14 protein-coding genes are annotated in these 15,596 nt (G+C 63.7%); all 14 read left to right on the top strand.

The features are described from left to right. Positions 1–36 precede the first annotated feature (36 nt). Entirely contained in the window at positions 37–1,077 is a 1,041-nt protein-coding gene (gene ruvB / locus AC1RWL_RS29965) for a Holliday junction branch migration DNA helicase RuvB (RefSeq protein WP_439615964.1), read from the top strand. A 1-nt stretch (position 1,078) separates the two neighbouring features. Continuing rightward, the gene (locus AC1RWL_RS29960; protein ID WP_493097130.1) at positions 1,079–1,981 is read left to right on the top strand and encodes a metallophosphoesterase; all 903 of its coding nucleotides are present in this window, start codon (positions 1,079–1,081) and stop codon (positions 1,979–1,981) included. Positions 1,982–2,027: 46 nt separating this feature from the next. Next, a complete protein-coding gene (ybgC, locus tag AC1RWL_RS29955) occupies positions 2,028–2,498 on the top strand; it encodes a tol-pal system-associated acyl-CoA thioesterase (protein WP_493097131.1) in 471 nt (156 codons plus the stop codon). Between the two features lie 316 nt (positions 2,499–2,814). After that, a complete protein-coding gene (tolQ, locus tag AC1RWL_RS29950) occupies positions 2,815–3,531 on the top strand; it encodes a protein TolQ (RefSeq protein ID WP_256120995.1) in 717 nt (238 codons plus the stop codon). A gap of 26 nt (positions 3,532–3,557) precedes the next feature. Then, a complete protein-coding gene (gene tolR, locus AC1RWL_RS29945) occupies positions 3,558–4,010 on the top strand; it encodes a protein TolR (protein WP_256120996.1) in 453 nt (150 codons plus the stop codon). A gap of 9 nt (positions 4,011–4,019) precedes the next feature. Beyond that, on the top strand, positions 4,020–5,132 hold the full coding sequence (locus AC1RWL_RS29940; protein WP_435266555.1) for a hypothetical protein: 1,113 nt from the start codon (positions 4,020–4,022) through the stop codon (positions 5,130–5,132). A gap of 22 nt (positions 5,133–5,154) precedes the next feature. Then, positions 5,155–6,459 carry a Tol-Pal system beta propeller repeat protein TolB gene (gene tolB / locus AC1RWL_RS29935; RefSeq protein WP_435266181.1) on the top strand — a complete coding sequence of 435 codons (1,305 nt, stop codon included), beginning with the start codon at positions 5,155–5,157 and terminating at the stop codon, positions 6,457–6,459. 239 nt (positions 6,460–6,698) lie between these two features. Continuing rightward, on the top strand, positions 6,699–7,235 hold the full coding sequence (pal, locus tag AC1RWL_RS29930) for a peptidoglycan-associated lipoprotein Pal (protein WP_256120998.1): 537 nt from the start codon (positions 6,699–6,701) through the stop codon (positions 7,233–7,235). Positions 7,236–7,388: 153 nt separating this feature from the next. Further along, positions 7,389–8,387 (top strand): tol-pal system protein YbgF, encoded by a 999-nt coding sequence (ybgF, locus tag AC1RWL_RS29925; RefSeq protein WP_493097132.1) that lies wholly within the window; start codon positions 7,389–7,391, stop codon positions 8,385–8,387. A 20-nt stretch (positions 8,388–8,407) separates the two neighbouring features. Continuing rightward, positions 8,408–9,682, top strand: a complete 1,275-nt coding sequence (gene tilS, locus AC1RWL_RS29920; RefSeq protein ID WP_493097133.1) for a tRNA lysidine(34) synthetase TilS — start codon at positions 8,408–8,410, stop codon at positions 9,680–9,682. A 190-nt stretch (positions 9,683–9,872) separates the two neighbouring features. Next, complete coding sequence (gene ftsH / locus AC1RWL_RS29915; protein WP_256121001.1) at positions 9,873–11,795, top strand: ATP-dependent zinc metalloprotease FtsH; 1,923 nt, start codon at positions 9,873–9,875, stop codon at positions 11,793–11,795. A 285-nt stretch (positions 11,796–12,080) separates the two neighbouring features. Beyond that, on the top strand, positions 12,081–13,433 hold the full coding sequence (gene glmM, locus AC1RWL_RS29910) for a phosphoglucosamine mutase (protein ID WP_493097134.1): 1,353 nt from the start codon (positions 12,081–12,083) through the stop codon (positions 13,431–13,433). Positions 13,434–13,687: 254 nt separating this feature from the next. Then, positions 13,688–14,521 (top strand): outer membrane protein, encoded by an 834-nt coding sequence (locus AC1RWL_RS29905; RefSeq protein ID WP_435266178.1) that lies wholly within the window; start codon positions 13,688–13,690, stop codon positions 14,519–14,521. A gap of 202 nt (positions 14,522–14,723) precedes the next feature. Then, the gene (locus AC1RWL_RS29900; protein WP_493097135.1) at positions 14,724–15,557 is read left to right on the top strand and encodes an outer membrane protein; all 834 of its coding nucleotides are present in this window, start codon (positions 14,724–14,726) and stop codon (positions 15,555–15,557) included. Positions 15,558–15,596: the final 39 nt, after the last annotated feature.

The following is a 15,596-nucleotide window of genomic DNA, read 5'->3' as shown; positions in this document are numbered from 1 at the left end:
GTTGCCTTCCGCCGTGGACAATGGGATTAGGCGCTCATGAGCGATGAGGACAGACTGCTGGCGCCGGAAAAGCGCGGCGAGGACATCGATACCGCCTTGCGGCCGCAGACGCTGGACGATTTCACCGGCCAGGCGGAGGCGCGCGCCAATCTCAAGATCTTCATCGAGGCGGCGAAGAACCGCGGCGAGGCGCTCGACCATGTGCTGTTCGTCGGCCCGCCCGGCCTCGGCAAGACGACGCTCGCGCAGATCATGGCGAAGGAACTCGGCGTCAATTTCCGCTCGACCTCCGGCCCGGTCATCGCGAAAGCCGGCGACCTTGCGGCGCTGCTGACCAATCTCGAGGAGCGCGACGTGCTCTTCATCGACGAAATCCACCGTCTCAACCCGGCCGTCGAGGAAATCCTCTACCCGGCGATGGAGGATTTCCAGCTCGACCTGATCATCGGCGAAGGCCCGGCGGCGCGTTCGGTGAAGATCGACCTGTCGAAATTCACCCTCGTCGCCGCGACCACGCGCCTCGGCCTGCTGACGACGCCGCTGCGCGATCGTTTCGGCATTCCGGTCCGGCTGAATTTCTACACCGTCGAGGAGCTGGAATCGATCGTGCGCCGCGGTGCGCGGCTGATGGGGCTCGGCATCACCGAAGACGGCGCCCACGAGATCGCGCGTCGTGCGCGCGGCACGCCGCGCATCGCCGGCCGCCTGCTGCGCCGGGTGCGCGATTTTGCCGAAGTGGCGCGGGCCGAAGCGGTGACCCGGGTGATCGCCGACGACGCGCTGACGCGGCTTCTCGTCGACAATATGGGGCTCGACCAGCTCGACCGGCGCTATCTGTCGATGATCGCGCACAATTTCGGTGGCGGGCCGGTCGGGATCGAGACCATCGCGGCCGGCTTGTCCGAGCCGCGCGATGCGATCGAGGACATCATCGAGCCCTACATGATCCAGCAGGGTTTCATCCAGCGCACGCCGCGCGGCCGTGTTTTGACCGTAAATGCCTGGAAACATATGGGCCTGACGCCGCCCAAGGATCTTGAGGCGACGCAGTTCAGGCTGTTTTCCGAGGACGATTGATGTGCTGACGCGGCGCGGGATGCTGAAGGCCTTCGGTGGACTGTTTGCCGCGGGCCTTTCGTCCTCCGCCTATGCCGTGGGTATCGAACCGCTGTTGCGGTTGCGTACCACCACGTATCGGATCGTGCCCCCCGGTTGGCCGGAGGGGAAGAAGCTGCGGATCGTCGCGCTCGCCGATATCCATGCCTGCGAACCCTGGATGAGCGCGCGCCGCATCGGCGATATCTGCCACCATGCCAACGATCTCGGCGGCGATATCATCGTGCTGCTCGGCGATTATCTCTCCAGCATGCGCGCTGTCTGGGGCAAGGTGCCGCCGGCGGCATGGGCGGCCGCGCTCTCGACGCTTCAGGCACCGCTCGGCGTTCATGCGGTGCTCGGAAACCATGACTGGTGGGACGATCCCGATGCGCAGGCGATCGGCGGCGGGGAGACTTTCAGCCACCGGGCACTGCGCGATGCCGGCATTGCCGTTTATTCGAACAGCGCCGCGCGGATCGAGACGACGACTGGTGCCTTCTGGCTCGCTGGGCTGGAAGACCAGATCGCGTTGCGCCCCGGCCGGCAATGGAACCGCTACGGCTATGTCGGGCTCGATGACCTGCCGGGCACGCTGGCGCATGTGACGGACGACGCGCCGGTCATCCTCCTGGCGCATGAGCCGGATATCTTTCCGCAGGTGCCGGCGCGGGTCTCGCTGACCTTGTCCGGCCACACCCATGGCGGTCAGGTGCGGTTGTTCGGCTATTCGCCCATGGTGCCCTCCGCCTTCGGCAACCGCTACGCCTATGGTCACGTCGTCGAGGATGGCCGGCATCTCTGCGTTTCCGGCGGGCTCGGCTGCTCGATCGCGCCGGTGCGCTTCGGCTCGCCGCCGGAGATCATGGTCGTCGAACTCGGGTGAGCGCCGCAACCTTGCATTTCCGGGCGCTTTGGGGGAGAGAAGCGCCATGAGCGACTTGAACCATCACCTCTCAGGCGAACTGACCGAAACGGGCCACCGGCTCGCGCAGCGGGTCTATTACGAGGATACGGATTTTTCCGGCGTCGTCTATCACGCGCGCTACCTGCATTTCCTGGAGCGCGGGCGGACGGATTACCTGCGGCTGCTCGGCGTCGAGCAGGGCAGCCTCGTTCTGGAAGAGGACCGCGAAGGGCTTGTCTTCGTCGTGCATCGCATGGAGATCGATTTCAAATCGCCGGCGCGCATGGACGATATCCTGACCATCGTCACCGAGACGGAAAAGGCCGGGGGCGCGAAGATGATCCTGAACCAGGAAATCCGCCGCGGTGAACACTTGCTGATCGCCGCGCGCGTCATCATCGCCGTCATCAATGCTGCCGGTCGGCCACGCCGTCTGCCGGAAGGTCTGGCGGCGCGTTTTCTTGCCAAGGCGCAGGAAGCGTCCGGCGCGCATTAGCAGTAACACTCCCTTAACCATAATGATGTCTTACTCAGGTGGTGAGGATTTTGTGCACTGCACGTCATCCTTTAACCAAATTTGCCGTCAAGAAGGCAGGTTGTAAGCGTTTGACCGGCATGGCGGCCGGCGGCATCAACCGGACATTCTTGACGGACATGCGAAGCGGGTGCGGGTGAAAATCCTTGGCTGCGACGTCGTGTTTGTGAATGCCGATTGCGGGTTCCACCTCCCAGGAGACCGCGAAGGCGTGAATGTTACCCGGTCGTGGCCGCAAAGGCCCGTGCCGGGTGTTTGGATTCGGGGACATAGGTCTATGGAACAAGTGGGTTTGGAAGCGGCAGGCAGCGTGACCCTTTGGGCGCTCTTCATGCAAGCCGGGTTCGTCGTCAAGCTGGTCATGCTCGGCCTCATCGCCGCGTCCGTGTGGACGTGGGCGATCGTCGTCGACAAGACGGTGAGCTACGGCAAGGCCCGTCGCCAGCTCGATAGTTTCGAGCAGGTCTTCTGGTCCGGGCAGTCGCTGGAGGAGCTCTATCGCACGCTCTCCGACCGCCAGACCTCCGGCATGAGCGCCATCTTCGTGGCGGCGATGCGGGAATGGAAGAAGAGTTTCGAGCGCGGTGCGCGCTCGCCGATCGGGCTGCAGATGCGTATCGACCGGGCGATGGACGTGACGCTGTCGCGCGAATCCGAAACGCTCGAAGCGCGGCTCGGGTCGCTGGCGACCATCGGCTCCTCGGCGCCCTTCGTCGGCCTGTTCGGCACGGTCGTCGGCATCATGACCTCGTTCCAGGCGATCGCCGGTTCCAAGCAGACGAGCCTTGCGGTCGTCGCACCCGGTATCGCTGAAGCGCTTCTCGCGACCGCCATCGGCCTTCTTGCCGCAATTCCGGCGGTTATTGCCTACAACAAGTTCTCTGCAGATGCCGGCAAGCTGACGGCGCGCATGGAAGGGTTCGCGGACGAGTTCTCCGCCATCCTCTCGCGCCAGATCGACGAGAAGCTGCAGCCGCGCGCCGCGGCGCAGTAATCCTGTCCTGAGACGGAGACGACGCCATGGGCATGTCAGTCGGTACAAAAAATTCGGGCGGTGGCCGCCGTCGTCGCGGCGGGGGCAAGAAGGCTCCCATGAGCGAGATCAACGTGACGCCGTTCGTCGACGTCATGCTGGTGTTGCTCATCATCTTCATGGTGGCAGCACCCCTGATGACGGTTGGCGTGCCGATCGACCTGCCGAAGACCAAGGCGAGCGCGCTGAATGCCGATACGCAGCCCATCACCGTTTCGGTCAAGGCCGACGGCCAGGTCTTCCTGCAGGAAACGCCGATCCCGATCGATGAAGTTGCTGCCAAGCTCCAGGCCGTGGCGACGACGGGTTATACCGAGCGCGTCTTCGTGCGCGGCGACGGCAATGCGCCCTATGGCATCGTCGCCGACGTGATGTCGCGCATCCAGGCGGGCGGGTTCACCAATATCGGTCTCGTCACCGATCAGAAACCGGACAATTGATTGCGCGCCATGAAGGGCAGTCTCGCCACATCCGCCGTGCTCCACACCCTGGTTCTGACCTGGGCGCTGGTTTCGCTCGGCAGTCCTGAAAGTTTCGACGTCGCCAACGTCGAGGCCATGCCGGTCGATATCGTGTCGATCGAGGAGCTGACGCAGATCCAGCAGGGCGACAAAAAAGCCGAAATGAAGGAAAAGGCGGCGCCTGTTCCGACCAAGAAAGAGACACCGGTCGAGAATGCGGAAAATGCCGGCGAAAACGATGTCGACCTGAAGAACCTGCCGACGCCTGAGGAAAAGCCGCGCGATATCGAGACCGCGGCAGCACCGGAAAAGGCCGAAAAGGTCGTTCAGACGCCGGACACCAAGCCCGTAGAGGACGTCAAGCAGGAAGAGACCGCCAGCGAGCCCTCGACCGAGGTCGCGGCACTGCCCGAGACCAAGCAGGAGGTCAAGCCGGACCCGAAGCCCGAGGCGACGCCCTCGGAGGAAAAACCGGCAGAAGCCGAGGAAGCCGAAGCGCTCCCCGACAAGATCCCGCTTCCCGAAATGAAGCCGAAGATCGAGCCGAAAAAGACCGAGACCGCGGAAAAGCCCGAGGAAAAGAAGGTGGAAACGGCAAAGGCCGAGACCGCCAAGACGCCGGACCGCAAGAAGGACCAGAAGAAGAAGCAGGAAAAGGCGAGTTCGCTGAACGACAGCGACTTCAACTCGGATGAGATCGCTGCCCTTCTCAACAAGGACAAGGCCGCCGGGGGCGGGGCCAAGCGCTCGCAGGAACAGGCTGCGCTCGGCGGCAAGAAGACGACGAGCGGCACCAAACTTTCGCTGAGCGAGATGGATGCGCTGCGCGGCCAGATCCAGAACAATTGGTCGATCGTGCCGGGCATGTCGGATGCCTCGGATGTACGCATCAAGGTGACGATGCAGCTTGACCAGAACGGCGACATTATCGGCGAGCCGGAAGTCGTGGCGACCGGCGGTTCGGAAACCGCGCGCCGCACGCTTGCCGGCGGCGCCCGCCGCGCGATCATGAAATCGAGGCCCTTCAAGGGGCTGCCGCCTGAAAAATATGACGCATGGAGCGAAGTCGTCGTGAACTTCGATCCAAGCGAGATGATGTAAGAACTAGGGAAGGCCTAGATAGATGTTCAGACGCAATCTCCTCCGACTCCTGGTCGTGCTGACCGGCCTTGCTGCGGCGCTGCCGCAGGCGTGGGCCAGAGTGGAAATCAACATCAACAAAGGCAATGTCGAACCGCTGCCGATCGCCGTCACCGATTTCATCGCGAATGGCGATCTCGGACAGCGCATTACCGATGTGATCGCCGCGGATCTCAAGCGGTCGGGCCTGTTCGCGCCGGTCAACAAGCAGGCCTTTATCGAAAAGATCTCCAATCCGGACCAGCCACCGCGCTTTGAGGACTGGAAAGTCATCAACGCGCAGGCACTCGTCACCGGCCGCGTGACCCAGGAGGGCGATGGTCGCCTTCGTGCAGAATTCCGCTTGTGGGATACGTTCGGCGGCCAGCAGCTGACTGGGCAGCAGTTCTATACGCAGCCCGAAAACTGGCGTCGCGTTGCCCACATCATCGCGGATGCGATCTACGAGAACCTGACCGGTGAGAAGGGCTACTTCGATACCCGCGTCGTCTATGTCGCCGAAAGCGGCCCGAAGACGGCTCGCAAGCGCCAGCTTGCCATCATGGACCAGGACGGTTTCAACGCCCGCGCGCTGACCAACGCCAACGAGCTGGTCCTGACGCCGCGCTTTTCGCCGAACCGCCAGGAAATCACCTACATGTCCTTTGAGGGCAACCAACCGCGCGTCTATCTGCTCCAGCTCGAGACGGGGCAGCGCGAGGTGGTGGGCAACTTCCCGGGCATGACCTTCTCGCCGCGCTTCTCGCCGGATGGCCAGAAGGTCATCATGAGCCTCCAGCAGGAAGGCAACTCGAACATCTACACGATGGACCTGCGCTCGCGCACCACCACGCGGCTCACCTCGACGGCGGCGATCGACACCTCGCCCTCCTACTCGCCGGATGGCACGCAGGTCGTGTTCGAAAGCGACCGCGGCGGAAAGCCGCAGCTCTACGTGATGGGCGCCGACGGCTCCAACCAGCGCCGCATTTCCTTCGGCGACGGCTCCTATTCCACGCCGGTCTGGTCTCCGCGCGGCGACCTCATCGCCTTCACCAAGCAGTCGGGCGGAAAGTTCTCGATCGGCGTGATGAAGACGGACGGCTCGGGCGAGCGCATCCTCACCTCCGGCTTCCACAATGAAGGCCCGACCTGGGCGCCGAACGGCCGCGTGCTGATGTTCTTCCGCCAGGCGGCTGGTGCTGGCGGTCCGCAGATCTATTCGATCGACCTTTCCGGCTATAACGAGCAGGCCGTGCAGACCAAGGGCTTCGCCTCCGACCCGGCCTGGTCGCCGCTTCTGGAGTAGCACCATATATGTGGCGGGCCTGCCGCGTTCTTGCCGCAAAGTCCTGTAAATCAGGGCGCAAGGCGAGACGGGCAGGCCCGTTTCCGTTTTAGGCAAGGGGCCGGGGACGGTCTTACAAGCAATCGTTAACCATAATCGTTGAATGCGGATTAACCGCTCGCGGTTACAGTCTGGCAACCCTGATTGAAACCGCTGCTTCAATGAACTTGACGCAAGAACTGACGCAAGGAGACCGGCTCATGAGCCGCATTCATTCCCCGGCCGCTGGCCGCATGCAGACCATCGCCCGCAACCCGGTGATGATCGCCCTGTTCATGACGCTCGCCCTTGCAGGCTGCGCCTCCAAGAAGAACATGCCGAACAATGCCGGCGACCTCGGCCTCAACGGCGGCGCCGGTGCCGCGACGCCGGGCTCGCAGCAGGATTTCACGGTCAATGTCGGCGACCGCATCTTCTTCGACACCGACTCCTCGTCGGTTCGCGCCGATGCCGCAGCGACGCTCGATCGCCAGGCCCAGTGGCTGCAGCGCTACCCGAACTACGCAATCACGGTCGAAGGCCATGCCGACGAACGCGGCACGCGTGAATACAACCTCGCACTCGGCGCACGCCGCGCTGCCGCGACCCGCCAGTACCTCGCATCGCGCGGCATCCCGGCAAACCGCATGAAGACGATCTCCTACGGCAAGGAAAAGCCGGTCGCCGTCTGCGACGACATTTCCTGCTGGTCGCAGAACCGTCGCGCTGTCACCGTTCTCGGCGGCGCCGGCATGTAATTCCTTCTTCGGAAGGATGGTGCGAAAGGCGGCCGAGAGGCCGCCTTTCTTTTTTCAACACACTTTGGCCGAACTCCGTTGCTTTTTGAGAGCATATGGGAAAACTCTTCGGCGGCGCTTCGGCGCATCATGGGACCAACAGGACGAAGATAGATGAAGAAACTTGTCGCGGCAGGCGTTCTCAGTCTCGCAGCGGTAGCAGGCATGGTCGGGCCGATCAGCGCTTCGCCGCTGTCGGCGCTGGCGAACGGCTTCCTGCCGGCCCACAGCGAACGGTCGGGTGAGGGCAATGTGATCCTGGCGCAGGCCATGGATCCGCGCGTCGGCCAGCTCGAAGAGCAGATCCGCAGCCTCAACGGCCGCATCGAGGAAATGAGCTACCAGCTCCTCCAGATGCAGGAACAGCTCCGCAAGACGCAGGAAGACAACGAGTACCGTTTCCAGGAGATCGAAAAGAGCGGCGGCTCCGGCAAGAGCGGCGCGCTCGACAAGCCGGTGAACGGCGGCACTGCCGACCAGCAGATCGCTTCGAACAGGGTGCCGGCGGATGATACCGCCGGGACCGACACGCTGGATGCCGAAAACGGCAATGGCGGCGCCGGGCCGCAGGAGCTCGGCTCCATCAAGTTCGACGAGAACGGCAACCCGATCGGCGCTGCGACGAACCCGGACCTCGACAACCAGAGCGCCTCGATCGGCAACGACAATTCGCTGCCGGGCGTCGATGGCGGCCTGCCGGCGGCCTCGCAGTCGTCGACGGCTTCGCTCGACAATCCGGACGATCTCTACCAGGTCGCCTACGGCCATGTGCTCTCCGGCGACTACCAGCTCGCCGAGCGCGAGTTCCGCGACTATCTCGACATCTTCCCGAGCGGCGAGAAGGCGGCGGACGCCAATTTCTGGCTCGGCGAGGCGCAATATTCGCAGGGCAATTTCAACGACGCCGCAAAGACCTTCCTGAATGCGCACCAGACGTTCAGCAAGTCGAAGAAGGCGCCGGAAATGCTGCTGAAGCTCGGCATGTCGCTTGCCGCCCTCGACAACCGCGAGACCGCCTGCGCGACGCTGCGCGAAGTGAACAAGCGTTATCCGAACGCCTCCAAGGCCGTGAAGAGCAAGGTCACGTCCGAACAGGGCCGCCTGTCCTGCTGATTGCCGACCGGGCAAACGCCGTGGCCCGCGCGGGAAATCCCGTCGCAGAGGCAGCCGGCCGTTTGCTGAACAGTTTCAAGCGCCCCGCGCGGCTGCTGATCGCCGTTTCCGGCGGCAGCGATTCGACCGGGCTTCTCGTGGCGCTTGCCACGCTCTGCGCGACCGGGCGCTATCCGGACATCACCCTTTCCGCCTGCACCATCGACCACGATCTTCGCGCCGGCTCGGCCGAGGAGGCAAGGTGGGTCGAAGCGCTTTGCACACGCCATGGCATCGCGCATGTCACCCGCCGCTGGCAGGGCGAAAAGCCGACCGCCGGCCTGCAAGCCGCCGCCCGCGAAAAACGATACGACCTGCTCACTGAGGCCGCCATCGAGACGGGCGCGGATGCGATCCTCGCCGCTCATACCAGCGACGACCAGAGCGAGACCGTGGCGATGCGCGCCGCGCGTGCGCCGGAGGGCATCGGCCTTTCCGGCATGGCGGATGCCGTTTTGCTGAACGGCTCCGTCTGGCTGCTGCGACCCTTCCTCTTGGTGGAGCGGGCCGCGATAAGGGCGTTTCTCGTCGCTCACGGCGAAGGCTGGCTCGACGACCCGAGCAACGACAATCCCCGTTTCGAACGGGTACGTCTGCGCCAGCGGGGTGCGGCGCCAGAACAGGCCAACGATCACAGGGCGTCGCTTTCCGAGCGCGCGGCCGGCTTTCTGGCCGGAAATATTCGGGCGCAAGAGGCCTTCATCGCAATGGATCCTGCCGCGGTTGATACCGTTCTCGCCGATCCGGCGGCATGGCGCGGCCTGCTGTTGTTGGCGGCCACGGTGGGAGGTCGGGTACATGCGCTGGAGGCAGCGTCGGCCGAGCGCCTGCGGGCCTTCCTCGCCAGCGGCACACTGTCGCGGCTGACCGCCGGCCGCGTGGTCTTCGACCGCCGCCGCGAAGGCCTGTTCCTCTACCGCGAATATCGCGGCATTGAGCGTCTCGTGCTTCCGGCAGGGGAGGTGGCCGTTTGGGACGGCAGGTTTCGCGTGACCAACCGGAGCGGCCAGACGATCGTGGTTTCGCCGGCCGGTGAAACGGATGGCACCGGCCTTCGCGGACCGGCTCTGCGCGCCAGCCGTGCCATGCCGTGCCTGAATTTCGAGCAGGATGGGCTGGTGCCCGCGGAGGGGGCGGCGATCGCGCCGCTGATCGCGCCCTATGCCCGTTTCCTGCCGCGTTTCGATCTGCCGCTTGCCAATGCGCTCGCGGCAATTTTCGGGCGCCCGGCGTTTTCGTCTCCGCCTAACGAATGAAGGCGCGGGCGAAAGCGTTGTGCTAAAGTATCGATGACTGTCGATGCCGAAGCTTCTCCGGCGTTGACGATATTATGAGAAAAGCCCCGGGGGCGCGCGCTTTGCCTTGGCAAGGCCGCACGGCGACCCTATGTTAGGCATCAAAGAAGCGGCCGGGAGACCCCGGCCGGGAAAGTGCCCGGAAAGTTCGATGAATCCCAATTTCCGAAACTTCGCCCTGTGGGCGATCATCGCCCTCCTGCTGATCGCGCTGTTCAGCATGTTCCAGACGAGCCCGGCGCAGACCGGCTCGCGGGAAATCCCCTATTCGCAGTTCCTCAAAGAGGTCGACTCGAGCCGGGTGAAGGAAGTCGTCATCACCGGCGAGAAGATCGTCGGCAGCTATGTCGAGACCGGCGCGACCTTCCAGACCTATGCGCCGACCGGCGACAACTCGCTCGTCCAGCGCCTGGAAGCGAAGAACGTCGTCGTCAGCGCACGGCCCGAAACGGATGGGTCGTCCGGGTTCCTGAGCTATATCGGTACACTTCTGCCGATGCTCCTGATCCTCGGCGTCTGGCTGTTCTTCATGCGCCAGATGCAGGGCGGCTCGCGTGGCGCCATGGGTTTCGGCAAGTCGAAGGCGAAGTTGCTCACTGAAGCGCATGGCCGCGTCACCTTCGCTGATGTCGCCGGCGTCGACGAAGCCAAGCAGGACCTCGAAGAAATCGTCGAATTCCTGCGCGATCCGCAGAAATTCCAGCGCCTTGGCGGACGCATCCCGCGCGGCGTGCTGCTCGTCGGCCCGCCCGGCACCGGTAAGACGCTGCTCGCACGCTCCGTCGCGGGCGAGGCAAACGTGCCCTTCTTCACCATTTCCGGTTCGGACTTCGTCGAAATGTTCGTCGGTGTCGGTGCGTCCCGTGTGCGCGACATGTTCGAGCAGGCGAAGAAGAACGCGCCCTGCATCATCTTCATCGACGAAATCGACGCTGTCGGCCGCCATCGCGGCGCAGGCCTCGGCGGCGGCAATGACGAACGCGAGCAGACGCTGAACCAGCTCCTTGTCGAGATGGACGGCTTTGAAGCGAACGAAGGCATCATCCTGATCGCCGCGACCAACCGTCCGGACGTGCTCGACCCGGCGCTGCTGCGTCCCGGCCGTTTCGACCGTCAGGTGGTCGTGCCGAACCCGGACATCGTCGGTCGCGAGCGCATCCTCAAGGTGCATGTGCGCAACGTGCCGCTGGCGCCAAATGTCGATCTCAAGATTCTCGCCCGCGGTACGCCCGGCTTCTCCGGTGCCGACCTGATGAACCTCGTCAACGAATCGGCCCTGATGGCTGCGCGCCGCAACAAGCGCCTCGTCACCATGCAGGAATTCGAGGACGCCAAGGACAAGATCATGATGGGCGCCGAGCGCCGCTCCTCCGCCATGACCGAGGCGGAGAAGAAGCTGACCGCCTATCACGAGGCCGGCCACGCCATCGTCGCGCTCAAGGTTCCGCTCGCCGATCCGCTGCACAAGGCGACGATCATTCCGCGCGGCCGTGCCCTCGGCATGGTCATGCAGCTGCCGGAAGGCGACCGCTACTCGATGAGCTACAAGTGGATGGTCTCGCGCCTCGCCATCATGATGGGCGGCCGCGTTGCCGAGGAAATCACCTTCGGCAAGGACAACATCACCTCCGGCGCATCCTCGGATATCGAACAGGCGACCAAGCTCGCCCGCGCGATGGTCACCCAGTGGGGCTTCTCCGACCAGCTCGGCCAGGTCGCCTATGGTGAAAACCAGCAGGAAGTCTTCCTCGGCCATTCTGTCGCGCAGCAGAAGAACGTTTCGGAAGCGACCGCGCAGAAGATCGACAACGAGATCCGCCGCCTGATCGACGAGGCCTATTCGGAGGCCAAGCGTATCATCACCGAACAGAACCATGAATTCGTGGCGCTGGCCGAAGGCCTGCTCGAATACGAGACGCTGACGGGTGAAGAGATCAAGGCGCTGATCCGCGGCGAGAAGCCCGCGCGCGACCTCGGCGACGACACGCCGCCGCACCGCGGTTCGGCCGTGCCGAAGGCCGGCCACAAGAAGGGCGGCGAGGCGGAAGGCGGTCTCGAACCGCAGCCGCAATAAGCGATCCCATCGAACGAATTGAAAACGGCCGGAAATCCTTTTCCGGCCGTTTTCTTTAGGTAACCGGCTGTAATGAATTCTGATAGGGCGATGGATGCTCTTTGCCGGCTTTTGTGGCAAAGAAGTATGACAGCTCTACGCCGTTTTAAGGATTAGATTACAGGGCGGAATTATTGTATTTCCGCCTTCTGCCCTGAGATGGACGCGCGGGCGGCAGAATGGACGCTTGAGAGCCGGGCGCAGCGCTATACGCGCAGCCCAGGCCGGCGATTTTCAGGAGAGAACATGAAACGTCGTTATTTCGGCACGGACGGTATCCGGGGACAATCCAACATCTTCCCGATGACGCCAGACCTTGCCATGCGGGTCGGCATTGCCGTGGGCACGCTTTTCCGCCGTGGCGCGCACCGCCACCGCGTGGTGATCGGCAAGGACACGCGCCTCTCCGGCTACATGCTGGAAAACGCGATGGTGGCGGGTTTCACCGCGGCCGGCATCGATGCCTTCATCCTCGGCCCGATCCCCACGCCTGCCGTCGCCATGCTGACGCGCTCGCTGCGCGCGGATATCGGCGTGATGATCTCCGCCTCGCACAACCCGTTCTACGACAACGGCATCAAGCTCTTCGGCCCGGATGGCTACAAGCTCTCCGACGAAATCGAGATGGAAATCGAGGACCTGCTCGACAAGGACATTACGGCACAGCTTGCCAAGTCCGCCGAGATCGGCCGCGCCAAGCGCATCGACGGCGTGCATGACCGCTATATCGAACACGCGAAGCGCACCCTGCCGCGCGACGTGACGCTCAAGGGCCTGCGCGTCGCGATCGACTGCGCCAATGGCGCCGCCTACCGCGTGGCGCCAGCCGCACTCTGGGAGCTCGGCGCGGACGTCGTGACGATCGGCAACGAGCCGGACGGCCTCAACATCAATCTCGAATGCGGCTCGACGCATCCGGATGCCCTGCAGCGCAAGGTGCACGAGGTGCGCGCCGATATCGGCATCGCGCTCGATGGTGATGCCGACCGGGTGCAGATCATCGACGAGAACGGCAAGATCATCGACGGCGACCAGCTGATGGCCGTCATTGCCGAAAGCTGGGCGGCCGACGGCATGCTGCGCGGCGGCGGCATCGTCGCCACCGTCATGTCGAACCTCGGGCTTGAACGGTTCCTCACCGGCAAGGGTCTCGGGCTTGAGCGCACCAAGGTCGGCGACCGCTATGTCGTCGAGCATATGCGCCAGCACGACTACAATGTCGGCGGCGAGCAGTCCGGCCATATCGTTCTGTCGGATTTCGGCACGACGGGCGATGGCCTTGTCGCCGCCCTCCAGGTGCTCGCCTGCGTCAAGCGCAACGGCAAGACGGTGAGCGAGGTGTGCAACCGCTTCGAGCCGGTGCCGCAGGTGCTGAAGAACGTGCGCATCCAGGCGGGCCAGCCGCTGGAGGACGCCGCGGTGCGTCAGGCGATCGCCGATGCCGAAAGCGAGCTCGCCAAGAGTGGCCGCCTCCTCATCCGCCCCTCCGGCACCGAACCGCTGATCCGCGTCATGGCGGAGGGCGATGACCGGGTGAAGGTGGAACGCATCGTCGACGACCTCGTCGCCGTGATCGGCTCCGTGCGCAACGCCGCCTGATCCTGTCTGTTTCGTCTATTCTTAAGGGCCGGTGCCGATGCGCCGGCCTTTTTCTTTTTGCCGATGAAGTTCTTTGGAGGATTACTTAAATTTTAGATGTTGTTTACCGAATTCGTGAACGCTCGTTAACAAAGACGGTAAATGTTTGTAGTTAATCGGCCCTTAACCTTTCCTCGCCATTATCCACTCCTGATCGAGGGACTTGGAATCCGGTGTGCCGGGCATGCCAAGCAAAAGCCTATTGGAGCAAGGCCATGAGGAAAGTTTTGAGTGGCGTCGTTGCGGTCCTGCTGACGGGCACGACCGGCTACGCAGCCGATATCTACCAGCCGGAGGTCGTCGAGGCGCCGGTTCAAGAAACCATCATCGAGACGGGCGGGTGGTATCTGCGCGGCGACACGGGCTGGTCCTACAACAAGCTGCGCGGCGCGAAATACTTCCAGGGCTCCAACGACCGCGTTCGTGAATTCGACTCCACGGACCTGAAGAGCGGCTTCACGCTCGGCGGCGGTGTCGGTTACCAGATCAACGAGCACTTCCGTACGGACGTGACGCTCGACTACATGTTCAAGTCGAAATTCAAGGGCTCGACCTCGGGCGGCTGCGGCGTTTCGCCGAACTGCACGTCGCGGGATGTCTCGTCGCTGACCGCGCTCAGCCTGCTCGCCAACGCCTATGTGGACATCGGCACCTACGGTTCGATCACGCCTTATGTCGGCGCCGGTATCGGTGGCACCTACGTAAACTGGAAGGGCCTCGACAACACGTCTTGCGACGACGGCGATCCGACGAACTGCGACCCGACCTTCCGCCACCGCGGCAAGAAGAGCTGGCGCTTCACCTATGCGCTGATGGCCGGCGCCTCCGTCGACCTGACCTGCAACCTGAAGGCCGACCTCGGTTACCGCTTCCGACACGTCACCAAGGGCAACATGTTCGGCTACAATGTCGGCGGCGGTCCGGGCCGCGACAAGGGCTTCTACAGCCACGAGGCACGCGCCGGTCTGCGTTACTCCTTCAACGGCTGCGAACAGCAGGCCTATATCCCGCCGGTCGATATCCCGGTCGAGCAGCCGGTCTACAAATAAGCGGCATCACGCCGAACCTCTTCTCAAGGCCGCCCTTCGGGGCGGCCTTTTGTTTTGCCGATCGCCTGGAAAACCGGCCACTTAACCGTTTCTTCATTCCTTAAGATTTATGGTTAACCAACGGTGTAGGGCGGCCCCGGATGCGTCGCCTCTAGCACCTATCGCGCAACCGCCGGCCGTGCCGGCCTCAAGGGATGAGACCATGTTTCGTCGTATCGCACCGCTTGGCATCGCCGTTCTTGCCGGCCTCATCGCGACGAGCGCGCCGGCGAGCGACCTCGACATCATCAACGCGCCGGAAATCGACGTGTCCGAGAGCGGGGTGGCGGAAGGCTGGTACATCCGCGGCGATCTCGGTTATGCCGGCTGGGTCAACCATGACAAGCCGGACTACCGGATCGAGGCGTTCGGATCGACCTTTGCCGAGGGCGACTTCGACGATGCGCGCTTCTCCAAGCCGGTCTCCTACGGCGTCGGCATGGGCTACCAGTTCAACAATTTCCTGCGCGCCGACCTGACGACGGATTTCTTCAGCGGTTCGCTGCGCGGCGGTTCGGACATCGATTCGCCCTGCATCACGGCGCCGGCCGGCACGACCTGCCGCCTCGGCCAGAAGGCGGACTACAACGCCGCCCATCTCCTCGCCAACGGCTATGTTGACCTCGGCACCTATGCCGGCATCACGCCCTATGTCGGCGCCGGCGCGGGCGTCACCTACATGAACTGGGACAGCTTCCGGGCCAAGGCAAACTGCGAAAACGGCACGGGTTCTTGCGGCGGGCAGACTTTCGAGGAACTGCGGGTGAAGGGCGGCGACAGCTGGCGCTTCACCTATGCGCTGATGGCGGGCGCCTCGGTCGATCTCACCAACCGCGTGAAGCTCGACCTCGGCTACCGCTTCACCGACATGGCTGGCGGCAAGATGTTTAGCGGCAGCACCGAAGTGCCGGGCGTCGGCACGGTGAGCGCCCGCGGGCGGGACGACGGCTTCCAGAAGCACGAGATCCGTGCCGGCATTCGCGTCACCACCTGGTAAGATCCATCCCATTCGTTTCTGGAGCGGCGCGTCGGGCAA

The sequence above is a fragment of the Shinella sp. GW821-FHT10F02 genome (assembly GCF_058809275.1).
This window is presented reverse-complemented; position numbering and strand designations above follow the sequence as displayed.